This is a genomic window from Janthinobacterium sp. SUN137, assembly GCF_030587265.1.
Classification (GTDB): domain Bacteria; phylum Pseudomonadota; class Gammaproteobacteria; order Burkholderiales; family Burkholderiaceae_D; genus Janthinobacterium; species Janthinobacterium kumbetense.
This window is the reverse complement of the sequence record NZ_JAPWHZ010000001.1, coordinates 1036460-1053306: the sequence shown is the minus strand read 5'-3', so window position 1 is coordinate 1053306 and position 16847 is coordinate 1036460. Positions and strand designations below refer to the sequence as shown.

Here is a 16847-nt window from a genome sequence, read left to right as displayed (position 1 = left end):
GGCAGGAATTTCTTGCCCGCAATAGGGGGGCGCACCGCCGGTCCGGGGCCGCGACGCGGTAGAATAGACCCCATTGAATTTTGCACGAAACGGTACACAGGATGGAAATGGTAATGCAAGAGGCCGGCGCTCCGGCAGGTTCACAGCAAGCGATGCAGCCCGGTCCTGCCTTCGTCCATTTGCGCGTGCACTCGGAGTACTCGATCGTCGATGGCCTGGTGCGCATCGATGACGTGGTCAAGGCGGCGGCGAAGGACAAGCAGGTGGCGCTGGCCGTCACCGACCTGTCGAACCTGTTTGGCATGGTCAAGTTCTACAAGGAAGCGCGCGGCAAGGGCATCAAGCCCATCGTCGGCGTCGACGTGTGGATCACGAATGACGACAACCGCGAAAAGCCGTCGCGGCTGCTGCTGCTGGCGAAGAATCGCATGGGCTATCTGCAACTGTGCGAATTGCTGTCCACGGCCTGGCTGACGAACCAGTACAAGGGCCGCGCCGAGCTGCGCATCGAATGGCTGCAGGCGCTGGCGACGAATACCTATGAGCTGTATCCGGGCGAAAGCGCGGCCAATGGCTTGATCGTCCTGTCCGGCGCGCATTTCGGCGATGTTGGCACGGCCATCGAGAATGGCAACCTGGCCCTGGCCGAGCGCAATGCGCAGCGCTGGGCCGAGATTTTCCCCGGCCATTTCTATGTGGAAATCCAGCGCGGCGGCCAGGCCAACCAGGAAGCGCAGGTACGCCATGCGGTGGCGCTGGCGGCCAAGCTGGGCTTGCCCGTGGTGGCCACGCATCCCGTGCAATTTATTTCCCCAGAGGAATTTATTGCCCACGAAGCCCGCACCTGTATCGCCGAAGGCGAAATGCTGGCCAACGCCAAGCGGGTCAAACGCTTCAATGACAGCCAGCGCTTCCTGTCGCAGGCCGACATGGCGGAGCTGTTCGCCGACTTGCCGGCCGCGCTGGCCAATTCCGTGGAAATCGCCAAGCGCTGCAATCTGACCTTGACCCTGGGCAAGCCGCAATTGCCGAACTTCCCCACGCCGGACGGCATGACGATCGACCAGTTCCTCGTCGCCGAATCGCAGGCGGGCCTGGAAAAACGGTTGCTGCAGCTGTATCCCGATCCGGAAAAGCGCGAAAAGGAGCGTCCGCGCTACGAGTCGCGCCTGAAATTCGAGACGGACACGATCTGCAACATGAAGTTCCCCGGCTACTTCCTGATCGTGGCCGAGTTTATCCAGTGGGCCAAGGAAAACGGCGTGCCCGTCGGCCCGGGCCGCGGTTCGGGCGCCGGTTCGCTGGTGGCGTATTCGCTGCTGATTACCGATCTTGATCCATTGCAATACAACCTGCTGTTCGAGCGCTTCCTGAATCCCGAACGCGTATCGATGCCCGACTTCGATATTGACTTTTGTCAGGAAGGGCGCGACCGCGTCATCCAGCACGTCAAGGATTTGTACGGCAAGGAGGCTGTCTCGCAGATCGCCACCTTCGGTACCATGGCGGCCAAGGGCGCGATCCGCGACGTGGGCCGCGTGATGGATTTCGGCTACAACTTCTGCGACGGCATCTCCAAGCTGATCCCGTTCAAGCCCGGCAAACCCGTGTCGATCGCCGACGCCATCGAGGAAGAACCGTTGCTCAAGGAACGCCTGGAAAACGAGGAAGAGGTCAAGCAGCTGCTGGACCTGGCGCAGCAGGTCGAAGGCATCACGCGCAATATCGGCATGCACGCGGGGGGCGTGCTGATCGCTCCGGGCAAGCTGACGGATTTCTGCCCGCTGTACACGCAGGGCGGCGATTCGGGCGTCGTGTCGCAGTACGACAAGGATGACGTGGAAGCCGTCGGCCTCGTGAAGTTCGACTTTTTGGGCTTGACCACGCTGACGATTCTCGACCGCGCCGTGCGCTACATCAAGCAGCTTGATCCGGCGCAAGCCAATTTCGATCTGGCCACCTTGCCGCTGAACGATAAGCCATCGTATGACTTGCTGACCAAGGCCAAGACCGTGGCCGTGTTCCAGCTGGAGTCGCGCGGCATGCAGGGCATGCTGAAAGATGCCCGTCCCGACCGCTTCGAGGATATTATCGCGCTGGTGGCGCTGTATCGTCCGGGCCCGATGGACCTGATTCCGGATTTTTGCAAGCGCAAGCACGGCGAACGCTTCGATTATCCCGATCCGCGCACGGAATCGATTCTGTCCGAAACCTACGGCATCATGGTGTATCAGGAGCAGGTGATGCAGATGGCGCAGATCGTCGGCGGCTACTCGCTGGGCGGCGCCGACATGCTGCGCCGCGCCATGGGTAAAAAGAAAGCCGAAGAGATGGCCGAGCACCGCGAGATCTTCCGCGCCGGTGCGGCGAAAGATGGCTTGACGGCGGAAAAGGCCGACGAGATCTTCGATTTGATGGAAAAGTTCGCTGGCTACGGTTTCAACAAATCGCACGCCGCCGCCTATGCCTTGCTGTCGTACCACACGGCTTACCTGAAGGCGCACCACACGGCCGCCTTCATGGCCGCCAACTTGTCGCTGGCCATGGACGACACGGACAAGATCAAGATCCTGGTGGAAGACTCGCTGGAAATCTGCAAGCTGACCTTGTTGCCGCCGGATATCAACGAATCCGATTACCGCTTCATGCCGAGCGGCGCTGCGCCATCCGTGAGCGGCAAGAAAGTCACGCAGATCCGCTATGGCCTGGGCGCCGTGAAGGGCTCGGGCCAGAATGCCATCGAAGCCATCATCGCCGCGCGCGAGGCGGGCGGTCCATTCACCAGCCTGTTCGATTTCTGCAAGCGCGTTGATAAAAAGCAAATCAACCGCCGCACCATCGAATCCCTGATTCGCAGCGGCGCCTTCGATTGCCTGAAGGTCGACCGCGCCATCCTGCTCGCGTCCGTGGCGTTCGCCATGGAGTGCGCCGACCAGGCGGCCAAGGCGGCGAACCAGGTGAGCCTGTTCGGCGGCGATGACAGCGACATGGTGGCGCCGCCCGAGTACGTCAAAGTTCCCGTGTGGACGGACAAACAGCGCCTGACGGAAGAAAAGATCGCGCTGGGCTTTTACCTGTCCGGCCACTTGTTCGATTCGTATGCGCCCGAGGCACGCCGTTTTGCCCGCACGAAACTGTCGGAACTGTCGCCGTCGCGCGAACCGCGCATGATGGCGGGCGTTATCACGGGCTTGCGCACGCAGATGACGCAGCGCGGCAAGATCCTCATCGTCACGCTCGACGACAAGAGCGGCACGGTGGAGGTGACGGTGTACGGCGAATTGTTCGATTCCAACCGGAAAATTTTCAAGGAAGATGAATTCCTCGCCGTCGTGGGCAAGGTGTCGGAAGACCGCTTTTCGGGCGGCTTGCGCATCACGGCCGAGAGCGCCTTCGACATCATCTCCGCGCGCGTGCAGTATGGCCGCCAGCTGGGCTTGACTCTGCCCACGACGCTGGACATGAAACGCATCAGCGACGTGATCATGCCGCACCGGGCTGCGGACGGTCTGCCGATCGCCGCCAAGGTCAGCCCGCAAGGCGTCAGTTGCGTGCTGCAGTTCGGGGACGAATGGAAAGTGGCACCATCGGATGAATTGCAGCTGGCGCTGGAGCAAATGCTGGGCGCGCAAGAAGTGGCGGTCGAATACTGACCGGCACTGCCCGGCGCATGCAACAAAGCCAAACCGCAGACATGCTGGTTTGGCTTTTTTTTGTTTACATGTCTTTCAGGCCCGTGATCGCATAGCCCTTGGCTGCGATCTGCTGGTGCGGCTGTTCGATATGGTAGTTGGGCAAGATCTCGGCATCGTCGGCCACTTCACTGGCGCGTACTTCCAGCTGCCAGTCGGTATTGGTAACTTCTTCCGGAATAAGCTTTCCTTCCGGCACGGCGAGGTAGGAAAAAATGCCGTCGTGCTCGGCCCGGCGGTAGATGTCTACGCGCATGACTTGCCTCCTAGTAAGCGTTGGGGGAACCGGTGCGCCAGGAATGCACACCGATCTTGCTAGCGTAACAGGAATGTGCGGCGCATGGTTTTTGCGCACGTGCGGGAGGCGAACTGGGGTATTGCGTGGAGGAATGACTGCGGGCGCGGGCGCGGGGGCGGGGCGCCTGGCCAATACCAGGGAGAGGGTCAGGTTGCGGCGGAAAAGTGCTCGTCGTCGAATTCGGCCGGATGCTGGGTGTCATTGGCGGCCATGGCGATGCCGGGCACGGCGACGTGGACATGGCTGCGATGCGATGCCAGGCCGTTGCGCAGGCTGTCGATCATGTTCAAGGTCAGTTCGTGGCGCTTGCGTGCTTCCGAACGTTTTTTGGACGCGATCTCTTCGAGGACGAGCGCAGGAAGCGTTTCGCATGGCAACTCAAAGTCGCCATCGCTGCGGGCCGTGGCGCCAAGTTCTTGCCACAATGCATTGTAGTCAGCGAGCAGCCGTCCATTCTTCTTTGCCGAATGGTGGCCGGCCCGGTTGGCATTGCCGACCAGAAGCATGGTGCGGCAACCGTGCTCGTATGCCAGTTGACGTACCAGGCGTATCATCAGGAACTTGGGGCGCATGCCGTGCAGGTCGCGCGTGGCTTCACGCACGCGGCGCAAGCCTTCCGCGCCCTGCGGACCCTGGATGCAGCCGATGCCCACGCCGGTATCGCTGGGTGCGCGCGTGCGGCAGCCGAAGAAGGTAAAGACCACTGTGTAGAGCACATCGTCATCATGGATCAGTTGCAAGACCATCTCGCCTTCGCGGTCCATGCGGAACAGCGAAGACAGGCGCAGATGGTAGAGCGAACCGGATTTTCCCGGTACCGTGGCGAGCATGACCGGTTGGTGCGCAGCTTGTACCATCAGCTTGCCCCAGCCTTGCTGCAGGATGAAATGATAGTGGTCGACCAGCATGGAGACTCGTTGCTGGCAGGACAGGCTTTTGCTCAGGTAATGCCGGTACACCTTGTGGACCAGGCGCGGGTAGGCTTGCAACAGGTCGCCAAAGACGGGGTGGGAATTGAGCAACTTGAGCCAGATGCGCGTCTGCCGCTGCTGCAGGCGTGCCCGCAATTGCAGTTTGAACAGCTCGCGCAGGCGGGCGATGCCCGGGGGCATATTGGTGAGACCAGCATGCAGAGTAATCGCTTGTGTCATCAGGCATTTTCCTTGGTGAATGGGAACGGTGGTGGCTGCGGGCCGTGCTTCAGCGCAGCGGCGGGCAGCTCATGCCATCGGTATTGGCCAGCAGCACGGTGGCGCTACGGCTGGCGCGGGCCAGCTTGCGCGCCAGGGCGTCCGAGAATCGGTTTCGCCAGGAACTTTTCTTAATGGCAGGTAAGACAATTTCATGGCATCCCAGCATTTCGGCCGTGTCGAGTATCGTAAAAATGATTTCGCCGGAAAAAATGTGGGTGGTGAAGTCAATATGTGAACGGCTCAGGTACAAGCCGGCCTCGTGCATGATTTGCTCGGTTGCCAGCGTGAGCGTACTGCCGGCGTCTTCAGCTGCGTCTTGCTGCGGCAGGCCTATGGCGGGGCGTGCCTGCGCTGGCGTCACATGCAGCAGGCTGACACTCACGCATATCCCCCATTCCTGTAGCCGCTTGGCGTAGCGCGCACCAAAGACGATGTCGCTGGCCCGTTTGACCGGCAGCAGGAGCTGCAGCGTATCCTGGCTCCCGGTGCCGTGGGTGGCCGCGGCGCTGTCTGGGGCGCGGTCATGGCGTTGCGGAGCAAGGCGCGAAGCATGCATGGAGGGACGTCAAGGGAAGGGGGAAACCGCGCCATCTTATCGGTGCCCTTTCCCTCTGTAAATTGGCGAAACAGCGTACGGGTTTCCCTTATGCCGTCACGGTTTTAATAGCGGTAGGTGACGTACACGGCGCCGACCGGGGAGGTCTTGCGCTGCACGATGGGGCTCTTGGCCGCGTCGCCCAGGCGGCTCTCGACGCCGACCAGGGTATTGATGCCCCAGCGCGCATCGAAGCGGTGCTCCCAGTTGATGGTGGCCTGTGCTTCATAGAAACCGCCCTTGGGCGTGTATTGCTTGAACGAGGTGTTCGCGGCCTGGGTGGCCGTCACGCCATACATGGTCTGCACGTACTTGCGCTCGCCCCAGCCCAGCTGGCCGCCGATGGTCACGCTGTCCTGCTGCGCGCCCTTGGCATCGGTCCGGCCGTAGATCTGGCCCGCCGCGCCGAAATGCACATTCGCGCCATTTTCGCGGTTCGACAGGGGAATGTCGCTCGACACGCTCAGCGACAGGCCCGGCAAGGGCGAATAGCCCGCGCTGAGCAGGGCGCTGGCGTTGCCCTTGACTTCGCCCATGCCCTTCAGGTAGTCGCTGCCGCCCCAGCCATTGGCGCCATTGCGCTTGTGGTCTTCTCGGTTGCCGCGGTAGCCCAATGCAGCGCTGTAGCTGAAGGGGCCGGCCTGGCCGCCATAGCCGATGCCGCGCGAAGTGCTGAAGAACAGGCCATTGGCCATGGCGTAGTCGAGGATGATCAGGGGCGAGGCCGACAGCTTGTCGGCGCCGGAATAGCTGGACACGGCAGCGACGCCGCCGCCGATGGTGAAGACATTTTGCGGGGCCGGTTCGGCCGCGGCGGCGGCCAGCGGGTTGAGGATCATGCCGCTGGCGAGTGCCAGCGCGGTCAGCAGGGTTGTGGGTGCGTGCATGGAATTTTCCGTCAGGTGGAGAACCGAGTCCGGAGTGGCTCGATTGACTGCCGACAGTATCTATCCTTGCCATGAAGGAAAAATGAGCCTTTTATTAAGATTGGATGAAGAGCGCTTCTTTACCCATTCTTCAGCTTGCGGTGGTTTAATACTCACCATGAAGATACTGCTGATTGAAGACGATATGGACCTGGGCAATGGCGTGCGGATCGCCCTGCGCGACCAGGGCATGCAAGTGGTCTGGGTGCGCAGCCTGGAGGATGCGGCGCGCAGCATCGAGCACGACAGTTGCGAACTGGTGCTGCTGGACCTGGGATTGCCCGACGGCGATGGCCTCGATTTGCTGGCCCGGCTGCGCGCGGTGCGCCTGCCGGTGCTGATCCTCAGCGCCCGCGATACGCTGGAGCAGCGCTTGCGGGGCCTGGACGGCGGCGCCGACGATTATCTGGTGAAGCCCTTCGTGCTGGCCGAGCTGCTGTCGCGCGTGCGCGCCCTGGCACGCCGCAGCTACGGTTTCGATGGCGACACCATCGAGTTGCGCGGCCTGCTGCTGCAGGTGCCCACGCGCAGGGTCAGCGTGCATGGGCGGCCCGTGGAACTCACCGCCAGTGAATATGCCCTGCTGAAAACCTTGCTGATGCGCGCCAACCGGGTCATCACGCGCCGCGTGCTGGAAGAGCATATCCTGCCCGGCGGGCTGGCCAATGCCAGCAATACCCTGGATGTGCATATGGGCAACTTGCGCCGCAAGATAGGCGAGGGTTATATCCGTACCGTGCGCGGCGTCGGCTATGTCATCGATCAGCAGGGCGAGACATCCGTCCCGCCGGGGGCCGGCGCATGATGGGGCGTTTCTGGGCCATGCTGCGCCGGCCCACCCTGGTGCGCCGCCTGATGATGGCGCAAATGCTGATGCTGACCGTGCTATGGAGCCTGGCCGTGGCATATGTGCTGTTCGAGGGCACGAGCGAAGCGAGCAATGTGACCCGCGGGGTCTTGCACGCCATTATCAGCGTGACCGACAACCTGGCCGACCAGCCCGTGCGCCAGGAGCAAAGCTTGCGCGCCATCGACGAAGCCTTGCGCGAAGAATTTGAAATGGGGAAAGTACCGGAACTGGCGCCGCGCATCCTGGTCTGGCGCGAGGGCAAGTTGGTCTACAAGTCGCCGAGTGCGCCCAGCGGCATCCGCAGCGCCGGTCCGGAACAGATGGAAGTGGTGTACGTCAAGGGCCAGGCCTGGCGCAGCCGCAGCCTTGCCGAAGGGGCCACCCGCGTGACCGTGCTGGAAGTGGGCGGCGCCTGGCAATTTTTCATCACGATCAATTCACGCGGCTACTACCTGCTGCCGTTGCTGATCAGCCTGCCGTTCCTGCTGGTGCCGGCCTGGCTGTCGATCCGCCTTGCCATGCGCCCGTGGCGCAAGGTGGCGCAGGAGGTGGCGGCGCGCGGGCCGCAGGATTTGCGTCCGCTGACGTTCAAGCCGCCGCATGGCGAACTGGCGGCGCTGGTCGACAATATCAATGCCCTGCTGCAGCGGGTCGATGCCAGTGCCGCGCGCGAACGCAGCTTCATCGCCGACGCCACGCATGAGCTGCGCACGCCGCTGGCGGCCATGCGCGTGAATGTCGAGGCCTTGCAGGGACAGGCGCATGATGCTCGCCAGCAAGAGCTGCTGGACGGTATCTTGAACAGCGGCAACCGGGCCGCGCGCCTGGTGGGGCAGTTGCTGCAGCTGACGCGCAGCGAAGTGCAGGCCGGCGGGGGCGAGCTGCCGCGGCGCCAGGCGCTCGATACCTTGCTGCAAGACCGCCTGGCGGCCCTGTCCGGCCTGGCTCAGGCGGGCGATATCGAGCTTGAATTGCAAGCCAGCGTTTCGCTCAGCGTGCCCGGTCAGCGCGAGAGCCTCGTGTCGCTGATCGACAATCTGGTGGAAAATGCCATCAAGTACAGCCCGCGCGGCAGCAGCGTGACGGTGTCGCTGCATGCGGAGCGGGGCCAGGCCGTGTTGCATGTGGCCGACCAGGGGCCGGGTATCGCGCCGGCGCTGTATGAACGCGTGTTCGACCGCTTTTTCCGCGCGCCGCAGCAGGCGCAGCCGGGCAGCGGCCTGGGCTTGTCCATCGTCGCTTCCGTCGTGCAACAGCATGGCGGCACGATTCAGTTGCACAGAGGCAATGGTGGCCTGGGCTTGCTGGTGGAGGTGCGCTTGCCGCTGGCCGAGGCCTGATTCTGTCGGCGCGCGTTGCGATATTGCATGAAAATTATTTTGTGTGCTTATAACGCAAGATGGCATGGCGTGGCGCACGCTTGCGATGCATAATGCGGGACAGTTAAAAAACACCGTTATGCGCCCATTCCTGTCCCGCTACCTGCCGTATCCCGCCTTTGTCGGCCTGTATCTGCTGTTTGACTGGGCCACGTATATCGATCCGATGTACGGGCTGAACATCACCCCGTGGAATCCCGATCCCGCGCTGGGCCTGGTATTTTGGCTGATTCACGGCCGCAAGGCGGCGCTGCCGTGGTTTATCGCCCTGGTGGTCGGCGAGGTGCTGGTGCGCGGCATGCCGGCAGGCCTGCCCCTGACCTTGCTCTGTTCGGCGTGGCTGATGCTCGGCTATGGCGGTATCGGCGCAGTCTTGCGCCGCAGTTTCAGCAGCAGCGACATTTTCGACAACCGGCGCCGCCTGAGCGCCTGGGTTGCCATCGTGCTGCTGGGCACCGTGCTCAATGCGCTCGGCTACATTTCCCTGCTGTCGCTGACGGGACGCATTCCGGCTGGCGAATGGGGGACGGCAGTCTGGCGCTTCGGCATCGGCGACATGGTCGGCATGCTGGTATCGATGCCGCTGATCTGGGTGCTGTTCAGCGAGCGCGGGCGCGAACGCCTGCATGCAGCCGTCTGGCGCTGGGAAACCCTGGCGTATCTGGCCCTGGCCAGCTTCGTGCTGTGGAGTCTCTTCGGCTCCATCGTGCGTTCCGAATACAAGCATTTCTATTTCCTGTTTCTTCCCGTGATCTGGGCCGCCTCGCGCCAGGGCTTGCATGGCGCCGTGCTGGCCGTGTTTGTATTGCAACTATGCATCATTACCCTGGTGAAATGGACGCATGCGGTCGATATCCAGTTTTATGAATTGCAGCTGCTCGATGCCGTGCTGGCGCTGGTGGGGTTTTTTATCGGCATCGTCGTCGATGAAATGCGCCAGGTGGCCGACGAACTGAAACACACGATGCGCCTGGCGGCCGCCGGCGAGATGGCGGCGGCGCTCGCGCATGAGCTGAACCAGCCGCTGACGGCCTTGTCGACCTATGGCAAGGCGTGCGAATACCTGCTGGAACGGGGCGAGACTGGCGCCTTACTGCAGGGCGCCGTGGGACATATGATCGTCGAATCGGGACGCGCCGCGGACGTGGTGCGCCGCCTGCGCGACTTTTTCCGCACCGGCGCGATGCAGCTCGAAGCGGTGGAGGCGAGCGCCTTGATCGAGGGCATGGCGCGCCAGTTCACGCCGCTGTTTCATGAACATGGCATCGAACTGGTGCTGGCGCCGCCGTCGCCGCTGGCCGTCAACGCCGACCGCCTGCAAATCGAGCTGGTATTGCGTAATTTATTGGCCAATGCGCAGGATGCGGTGATGGGCCAGCCGCGCGGCCGGCGCCGCATCACGGTCTCTGCCGAGCGGCTCGAAGGCGGGCGGCTGCGCCTGTCCGTGGAGGATAGCGGCCCCGGCATTTCCAATAGCCTGGCGGCACGCCTGTTCGAACCGTTCGTCTCGACCAAGGCCAGCGGCCTGGGCCTGGGGCTGGTGCTCAGCCGCAGCATCGTCGAAGCGCATGGCGGCCAGCTATGGGCCGAAGTGGGCAGGCATGGCATTTTTCGTTTTGTCCTGCCCCTGGCGCGCGCCAGCGCGGCCGCTACAGGAGAGTATGGTGACAAGTAATTTGACAGTGTTTATCGTGGATGACGATCCCGCCGTGCGCGATGCGCTGGGTTTGCTGCTGGGCATACGCGGCTATCGCACGGCCCTATTTTCCTGCGGCGAGGATTTCCTGCACAGCTGGCGGCCCGAGTGGGCCGGCTGCCTGCTGATCGATATCCGCATGTCCGGCATGGATGGTCTGAGCCTGCAGCGCCGCTTGCTGGAGCTGAAATGCATGCTGCCCATCATCATTATCACGGGGCACGGCGACGTCACCCTGGCACGCCAGGCTTTCAAGGCGCAGGCCAGCGATTTCCTGGAAAAACCGTTTGACCACGACAAGCTGCTGGCCGCCATCGACGAAGCGTTTTCGCGCGAGGCGCATGCGCGCGGCCAATTGCTGCGCCAGGTGGAGGGGCAGGCCTTGCTGCGCGCCCTGACGCCGCGCGAGCGGGAAGTGATGCATCTGGTGGTGACGGGCCAGCACAACCGCGATATCGCCCCGGCGCTGGGTATTTCCGTGCGCACGGTGGAAGTGCACAAGGCGCGCCTGATGGACAAGCTGGGTGTCGACAATGTGGCCGACCTAGTGCGCATCAGCATGCTGGGCACCGGCTAGCCGCTGCCGCGTTGTCTAGGCGATGGTCTGCAATACCTGATCGACCGAAATCGCCTTGACCCAGTCGCTGCGCCGGGCCACCGTGATGACGGTGCTGTTGGCGCTGTCGAACGGCGCCCATTCCGGATTCTTCTTGCGCATCAGCGCCACTACGGGTACATGCACGGCGTTCGCCAGGTGCATGATCGACGTTTCCACCGAAATAATCAGGTCGCATTGCGCCAGCATGGCCGGCAGCTGGAAAAAGTTGTCGACGGCGCTGAAGGCTTGCGTACGCGGCAAGCCATGCGCCTGCACGACGGCATTCACCTTGGCCAGTTCCTGCGGCATGGCATTGATCAGGAAACAGGCATTTGCCCACTTTGGCATCGCCTGCATGCGCGCGATCAGTTCGGCGATGCGCTCCAGCGGCCAGCCGCGCTTGTGCGACTTGGCAAACGGATTCAATAGCACCAGCGGCCCCTGGCGCGGGGCAAAGCCCCAGGCGGCCAGCTGCTCCTGCGCCTGCTGCAGTGCGTGCTCGGGAATGTGCACGAAGGGATAGCGCTCGGCCTCGGGAATGTCGAGGCCCGTCAATTGACGGAACCAGTCCGCATATACGCTGCTTATATGGTGCTCGCCCGCATCCTGTCCCGCATACGAGGCCAGCACGGCATCGATCTTGCGGTAGGCCAGGTAATGCCAGGGGCGCAGCGGACTGAACGGTTTGCGCGTGCCGATCACCAGCCCGTGCGGGCTGATCGCGCGGGCAAGGTCCGCATACTGCTGTGGCCGCACGTGGGCCAGCGACACGACGACAGGATAGTGTTCCGCCTGGGCTTCGCGCAGTGACTCTTCGTACAGCGCCGGGCTGTAGGTCTTGCGGTACACCTTGGCGAACAGGCCCGATTGTTCCACCCAGTCGTACAGCGAATAGGTGCGCAAGCCTTCCCATTGCCTGGAGTCGGACGTGCGGCGGACTTCATCGACCCACAGGTGGATCTGGATATGGGGATAGGCCGCGGCAAAGGCGCGGAAACCGTTTTGCAGGTAGGTAAAGTCTCCCAGCGCCAGATGGGCGATGAAAAGAATTTTGTCCGACTTTTGTAGAAGTTCGGCGGGAATCAAAGGCGTCATGTATCAGTACGATTTCAGGTATTCGGTCGATGGTGTCAAACCACTTGCTGGGAAAATTGCAGGCGATGCAGATTGGCATACGCGCCGTTGGCATCCAATAATTGCTGGTGACTGCCGGTTTCCATTATTTTCCCATGTGACAATACCACGATACGGTCCGCACGTTCAATTGTTGATAGCCTATGAGCAATAACTAAGGTGGTTTTTCCTTGCATCAGGTGTTCCAGTGCCGCTTGCACGGCCCGTTCCGCCTCCGTATCCAGTGCCGAGGTGGCTTCATCGAGGATCAGGATGGGCGCATCCTTGTAGATGGCGCGGGCGATGGCCACGCGCTGGCGCTGGCCGCCGGACAGGCGCGAGCCATTGTCGCCCAGGCGCGTTTCCAGGCCATCGGGCAAGCCGTCGATGACGTCCGACAGGAAGGCGGCGGCGGCGGCCGCCTCGATGCGCTGCCGGTCCGGCGTTGCATCGCCATATGCGATATTCGCGGCCAGGGTATCGTCGAACAGCACCACCTGCTGGCTGACCATGGCGATCTGGCTGCGCAGGCTGGTCAGGGCGATGGCATCGATATTCTGCCCATCGAGCAAGATCTCGCCACTGCTGGCCGAATAAAAACCGGGCAGCAGGCTGACCAGGGTCGATTTGCCGCCGCCGGACATGCCGACAAAGGCGACCGTTTGTCCTGGCGCAATGCTCAGGTCGATGTGCCGCAGAGCCGGCTCCTGATGTCCGGGGTAGGCAAAGCTCACGTCCTTGAATTCGATGCGACCTTTGCTGCGGCCGGCGAGCGGCGTGCCACCCGTGCGTTCCGGCGTCTTGTCGATCAGCTGGAAGACTTCCTCGGCGGCGGCCATGCCGCGCTGCAAGGGACCATTCACCTCGGCCAGCTGTTTCAACGGTGTCAGCAGCATCAACATGGCCGTGATGAAGGATACGAAGCCGCCGACCGTGATCTGCCCCTGCTCCGACTGGAACAGGGCCATCACGATGACCAGGGCCACGGCGGCTGCCGTGATCACCTGGGTGATGGGCACGGTGGCGGAAAAGGTCGTGGTCATGCGCATGCTGTAGCGGCGCAATTGCTCGGCACGCTCTTCGAAGCGCGCTTTTTCGTAGTCCTGACCACCGAAGATCTTGATCACTTGCTGGGCGCGCGTGGTTTCCTCGATGACCTGGGTCAGCTCGGCATTGACGGCCAGCGAGTCGCGGTTGAGTTTTTTCAGGCGCTTGCCCGTGGTGCGCACGACGATGGTCAGCAGGGGCAGCAGCACCAGGGTCACGAGGGTCAGCACCCAGTTCAGGTACAGCAGCCACGCCAGCAGGCCCAGCACGGTCAGCGAGGAGCGCACGATCGAGGTAAACACCTTGGTCACCATCTCGATGATCTGCTGCACCTCAAACATGATGGAGTTGATGACCTTGCCCACCGTGTGTGTGTTGTAGAAGTCGATGGGCAAGTTGAGCATGCTGGCAAACATCCGGCGCCGCAACTCGTTGAGGATGCGCGTGGAGACATAGCTCATCAGGTAGCTGCTGGCGAACGTCGACGCGCCGCGCATGGCAAAGATGCCGATGACGATCAGCGGTACCAGCCAGAAGGAAAAATTCACCTTGCCGCCAAAGCCATTGTCGAGCAGCAGCTTGAGCGCATATGGCAGCAGCGGTTCCGTGGCCGCCGTGACGACCATCGCCAGCAAGGCCAGGGCCAGGTGTTTCTTGTAGGGCGCGTGCAGCGCGGTGAGACGCTTCAGGTCGGGCGTGAGCATCGGTATGGTTCCTTGCAGGGGACAGCAAAAACGGTCAGGCGAAAAACGAGCTCAGGCAGTGCGTTCCTGCTGGCGCAGCATGGCCCATAGCATCACCATCGGGAAGACCAGCATGATGATGCCGATATTCAGGGTGAGCGAGCTCGTCGTCAGACCAAAAATCATGTAGCAGGTGCACAGTACCACGCCTGCCAGCGCATATGGCTGAGCTCCAGGGGCACTGTGGCGCAGGGCGCGGGCAAACAGGGACAACGGAACGAGGAAGAGCGCCAGCAAGGCCAGGACACCAATAATGCCGCGCTTGACCAAGGCATCGAGGTAGTCGTTGTGGGCATTGGTATGCCTGCGTATGGAAATGTTCGCTTTGCCTTCAGCCACCAGCATCGATTTTTGTTCCATATACCCGTTGCGGCCCAGGCCTGTCCAGGGGTGTTGCTGGGACATGTCGATCGCGGTGCGCCACATTTCGATCCTTTGCCCGATGGAGGTATTGACTTCACCACGATCCTCAAATGTGTGCAGGTTGGAAATGCCGAGGGTAATACGTTCTTTGATCGTCGAATGTGGAAAAACGTAGGCCACGATGGAAAGGCCCGCCAGGGCCAGTAGCCCAATGACCAGATAGCGTTTTCCATGCTTCTTGCTGTGGTGTATAACCAAGAAAATCAGGCAGACGGGCAAGGCGATCCAACCACCGCGACTGCCGCTGATGATGGAACCGACGATGCCTGCCAAACAGCCCAACAGCAAGACGGCTCTCCATAACCAGCGGTGAGGTTGCGTGCTGGCCCAGTCGAGCCCGCACATGGCCAACATACCAAGCAAGATGCTGATATTGCCATAATGAATCGCGTTACTGGTTGCTGCAAGAGGACGTGGCATATCCTGCATAAAAAATTGCCAAATTGCTAATATTGTGCCTGCAACCGCACCGATGGCTACACCTGCCCACCAGGCCTCTGCCCGGGGCGGATATGCCAGCAGCAGCAGCAGGACAGGTACGGCCAGCAGTGCCCGCAAGGGCATGTCGAGTTCTCGCGCCGGATCTGCGTGGTACAGCATGTTGGCAGTGAAAACACAGAAATATAGCAACAGGGTGCTCAGCAGCAGATAATCCTGGCGTTGCAAGTTCAGGCGGGGACGTTTCCATAGCAGGCAGGTGCTCGCGAGCAGAAGGGCCAGGGCTCCGAATGAATATCCGCTGGTGACAGCCAGCGCCAATGCCGAAAAGAGAAAAACACAAACAGAGGTCAGGCCGAGCATGAATATCCTTGGTAACGCACGTCGTCGCCATTATGGCAACTGTAGCAACATAAAGTAGGCGTCATTGTAATCGAAGGTGGCAACAAAAACGTCCCTGGAATTTTACTCTTTGATAACTGCACGGGCGATCTCAAGGGGGAAATGAAAAAAACCATGGTTTTCAGCCATGGTTTTTTTGTAAGCAATGGTAACTTGCTGTTATTTTGCCAAGGCCGCAAGGCCGGTCATGCGTTTCAGGCGGTGGCTGGCACGCGGGTGGCCACGCCGGTGGCGATGGCCGCTTGCGACACGGCAGGCGCGACCCAGCTGCGCAGGCGCTCGTCGAACGGCGATGGAATCAGTTGCAGCGGCGTCAGGGCGCTGGTGCTATGGCCTGGCAATGGTTCCTTGGCCAGCGCGGCGATGGCGCGCACGCAGGCCAGCTTCATCTCTTCATTGATGGTGGTGGCGCCCACGTCGAGCGCGCCACGGAAGATGTACGGGAAGCACAGCACGTTGTTGATCTGGTTCGGGTAGTCCGAGCGGCCCGTGGCGACGATGGCGTCGTCGCGCACGGCATGCACTTTTTCCGGGGCGATTTCCGGATGCGGATTGGCCAGGGCGAAGATCAGCGGCTTGGCGGCCATCGATTCGACCATCTGCGCGCTCACCACGCCGCCCTTCGAGACGCCGATGAAAATGTCGGCGCCAACCATGGCGTCGGCCAGGTCGCGGTCGCTGGTGTCGTTCGCGTAGCGCGCCTTGTTCTCTTCCATATTGGCATCACGGCCCGGGTAGATCACGCCCTGGCTGTCGCACACTTTCAGCAGCGATTTATTCAGGCCCAGCGAGACGAGCAAGTCCAGGCAGGCGATCGATGCCGCGCCAGCGCCCGAGACGGCCACTTTCACGTTGCCGATATCCTTGCCCACCAGTTCCAGGCCGTTCAGGATGCCGGCCGCGACGATGATGGCCGTGCCATGCTGGTCGTCGTGGAAGACGGGAATGTTCATGCGCTTGCGCAATTGCTGTTCGATATAGAAGCAATCCGGCGCCTTGATGTCTTCCAGGTTGATGCCGCCGAAGGTCGGCTCCATGCGCACCACGGTGTCGATGAACAGGTCGGGATCGTTCTCGGCCAGTTCGATGTCGAACACGTCGACGTCGGCAAATTGCTTGAACAGGCAAGCCTTGCCTTCCATCACCGGCTTGCTGGCCAGCGGACCGATATCGCCCAGGCCCAGCACGGCCGTGCCGTTGGTGATCACGGCCACCAGGTTGCTGCGCGACGTGTAGGTGCCGGCCGTGCGCGGATCTTCCACGATCGCTTCGCAGGCGAAGGCCACGCCCGGCGAGTACGCCAGGGTCAGCGCGCGGGCGTCGCCCAGCGGTTTGGTTGGCGTGACGGAAATCTTGCCTGCGCGAGGTTCGGCGTGATAGGCGAGGGCGGCTTCTTTCAGGTTGAAGGTTTCGCCGTTCTGTTCGGCGTGCTTGCTGTGCGAAGTAGACATAGG

12 protein-coding genes and 1 pseudogene are annotated in these 16847 nt (G+C 61.9%); 5 read left to right on the top strand and 8 right to left on the bottom strand.

The window, feature by feature from the left end:
* Positions 1 to 113 precede the first annotated feature (113 nt).
* Positions 114 to 3653 carry a DNA polymerase III subunit alpha gene (gene dnaE / locus O3298_RS04775; RefSeq protein ID WP_305058630.1) on the top strand — a complete coding sequence of 1180 codons (3540 nt, stop codon included), beginning with the start codon at positions 114 to 116 and terminating at the stop codon, positions 3651 to 3653.
* Between the two features lie 64 nt (positions 3654 to 3717).
* Here the strand turns inward: dnaE and O3298_RS04770 are convergent, their stop codons facing one another.
* From O3298_RS04770 to O3298_RS04755, 4 genes are all read right to left on the bottom strand, one after another.
* On the bottom strand, positions 3718 to 3948 hold the full coding sequence (locus O3298_RS04770) for a DUF6139 family protein (RefSeq protein WP_092713976.1): 231 nt from the start codon (positions 3946 to 3948) through the stop codon (positions 3718 to 3720).
* 188 nt (positions 3949 to 4136) lie between these two features.
* Positions 4137 to 5141, bottom strand: a complete 1005-nt coding sequence (locus O3298_RS04765) for a VirK/YbjX family protein (RefSeq protein WP_305058629.1) — start codon at positions 5139 to 5141, stop codon at positions 4137 to 4139.
* Between the two features lie 49 nt (positions 5142 to 5190).
* On the bottom strand, positions 5191 to 5739 hold the full coding sequence (locus tag O3298_RS04760) for a universal stress protein (RefSeq protein ID WP_305055904.1): 549 nt from the start codon (positions 5737 to 5739) through the stop codon (positions 5191 to 5193).
* A gap of 104 nt (positions 5740 to 5843) precedes the next feature.
* The gene (locus O3298_RS04755; RefSeq protein ID WP_305058628.1) at positions 5844 to 6665 is read right to left on the bottom strand and encodes a MipA/OmpV family protein; all 822 of its coding nucleotides are present in this window, start codon (positions 6663 to 6665) and stop codon (positions 5844 to 5846) included.
* 157 nt (positions 6666 to 6822) lie between these two features.
* Here O3298_RS04755 and O3298_RS04750 point away from each other — a divergent pair, with 157 nt between their 5' ends.
* The 4 genes from O3298_RS04750 to O3298_RS04735 all read left to right on the top strand — a co-directional run bounded on the left by O3298_RS04750 (position 6823) and on the right by O3298_RS04735 (position 11206).
* Positions 6823 to 7509 carry a response regulator gene (locus O3298_RS04750; RefSeq protein WP_305058627.1) on the top strand — a complete coding sequence of 229 codons (687 nt, stop codon included), beginning with the start codon at positions 6823 to 6825 and terminating at the stop codon, positions 7507 to 7509.
* Complete coding sequence (locus O3298_RS04745; protein WP_289903714.1) at positions 7506 to 8894, top strand: ATP-binding protein; 1389 nt, start codon at positions 7506 to 7508, stop codon at positions 8892 to 8894. Before O3298_RS04750 ends, O3298_RS04745 begins: the two co-directional genes overlap by 4 nt.
* 118 nt (positions 8895 to 9012) lie before the next feature.
* Complete coding sequence (locus O3298_RS04740; protein WP_305058626.1) at positions 9013 to 10608, top strand: ATP-binding protein; 1596 nt, start codon at positions 9013 to 9015, stop codon at positions 10606 to 10608.
* Positions 10609 to 10615: 7 nt separating this feature from the next.
* Entirely contained in the window at positions 10616 to 11206 is a 591-nt protein-coding gene (locus O3298_RS04735; protein WP_305058970.1) for a response regulator transcription factor, read from the top strand.
* 15 nt (positions 11207 to 11221) lie between these two features.
* Here O3298_RS04735 and O3298_RS04730 read toward each other — a convergent pair whose 3' ends face one another.
* From O3298_RS04730 to O3298_RS04715, 4 genes and pseudogenes are all read right to left on the bottom strand, one after another.
* Positions 11222 to 12322 (bottom strand): glycosyltransferase family 9 protein, encoded by a 1101-nt coding sequence (locus tag O3298_RS04730; RefSeq protein ID WP_289917072.1) that lies wholly within the window; start codon positions 12320 to 12322, stop codon positions 11222 to 11224.
* Between the two features lie 35 nt (positions 12323 to 12357).
* Positions 12358 to 14091 carry a lipid A export permease/ATP-binding protein MsbA gene (gene msbA, locus O3298_RS04725; protein WP_289917069.1) on the bottom strand — a complete coding sequence of 578 codons (1734 nt, stop codon included), beginning with the start codon at positions 14089 to 14091 and terminating at the stop codon, positions 12358 to 12360.
* Positions 14092 to 14142: 51 nt separating this feature from the next.
* Positions 14143 to 15354: an O-antigen ligase gene (locus tag O3298_RS04720; protein WP_305055908.1), complete on the bottom strand. Its 1212-nt coding sequence runs from the start codon at positions 15352 to 15354 to the stop codon at positions 14143 to 14145.
* 251 nt (positions 15355 to 15605) lie between these two features.
* Positions 15606 to 16844, bottom strand: a pseudogene (locus O3298_RS04715) (malic enzyme-like NAD(P)-binding protein); the annotation flags it as partial.
* Positions 16845 to 16847 lie beyond the last annotated feature (3 nt).